This window comes from Moraxella bovoculi 237 (genome assembly GCF_000696305.2).
Lineage (GTDB): Bacteria > Pseudomonadota > Gammaproteobacteria > Pseudomonadales > Moraxellaceae > Moraxella > Moraxella bovoculi.
Genome location: NZ_AOMT01000018.1, coordinates 1 through 1,280 on the forward strand (window position 1 = coordinate 1; position 1,280 = coordinate 1,280).

At 47.7% G+C, this 1,280-nt stretch carries 1 protein-coding gene; it reads left to right on the plus strand.

The genetic code is table 11. The annotated features are described in order from the left end of the window. Positions 1-1,191, plus strand: coding sequence for an elongation factor Tu (gene tuf / locus MBO_RS03965; RefSeq protein ID WP_036363988.1), 1,191 nt, complete (start codon positions 1-3; stop codon positions 1,189-1,191). Positions 1,192-1,280 lie beyond the last annotated feature (89 nt).

Here is a 1,280-nt window from a genome sequence, read left to right on the forward strand (position 1 = left end):
ATGGCCAAAGCCAAGTTCGAACGTAACAAACCACACGTAAACGTTGGTACCATCGGTCACGTTGACCACGGTAAAACTACCCTAACTGCTGCTATCGCAACTGTTGCTGCTAAGCACCACGGTGGTGAAGCAAAGGACTACGCTGCAATCGACTCAGCACCAGAAGAAAAAGCACGTGGTATTACCATTAACACTTCTCACATCGAGTATGACACTGAAGCACGTCACTACGCGCACGTAGACTGCCCAGGCCACGCCGACTATGTTAAAAACATGATTACTGGTGCGGCACAGATGGACGGCGCTATCCTAGTTGTAGCAGCTACTGACGGCCCAATGCCACAAACTCGTGAGCACATCCTTCTATCTCGTCAGGTTGGCGTACCTTACATCATGGTATTCATGAACAAGTGCGACCTAGTAGACGACGAAGAACTACTAGAGCTAGTAGAAATGGAAGTGCGTGAACTTCTATCTGACTACGACTTCCCTGGTGATGACACTCCTATCATCAAAGGTTCTGCACTACTAGGTCTAAATGGCGACCAAGGTCAATATGGCGAGCCAGCTATCCTAGAGCTATTAAGCACTCTAGACAGCTACATCCCTGAGCCAGAGCGTGACATCGATCGTCCATTCCTAATGCCAATCGAAGACGTATTCTCAATCTCTGGTCGTGGTACTGTTGTAACTGGCCGTGTTGAGTCTGGTATCATCAAAGTTGGTGACGAAGTTGAAATCGTTGGTATCAAAGACACTGCTAAGACTACCTGTACTGGTGTTGAGATGTTCCGTAAGCTTCTAGACGAAGGTCGTGCTGGTGAGAACTGTGGTGTTCTACTACGTGGTACTAAGCGTGAAGAAGTTCAACGTGGCCAAGTACTTGCTAAGCCAGGTTCAATCACTCCACACACTAACTTCGACGCAGAAGTATACGTACTGTCAAAAGAAGAAGGTGGTCGTCACACGCCATTCCTAAATGGCTATCGTCCACAGTTCTACTTCCGTACTACTGACGTAACTGGTGCCATCACTCTACAAGAAGGTACTGAAATGGTTATGCCTGGTGACAACGTTGAGATGAGCGTTGAGCTTATCCACCCAATCGCCATGGACAAGGGTCTACGCTTCGCAATCCGTGAAGGTGGCCGTACCGTAGGTGCTGGTGTTGTTGCTAACGTTAAGAACTAATCTAATAAGATTATCTTAACAGCAAACAAACCAAACGACTTACCAAAGTCAAAACCCCCTGCCAGAGATGGTGGGGGGTTTGTGGTTTT

What these genes read in the sequence shown, in the direction of transcription:
- tuf (WP_036363988.1), top strand. Translation starts at nt 1, where the DNA reads ATGGCCAAAGCCAAGTTCGAACGTAACAAACCACACGTAAACGTTGGT.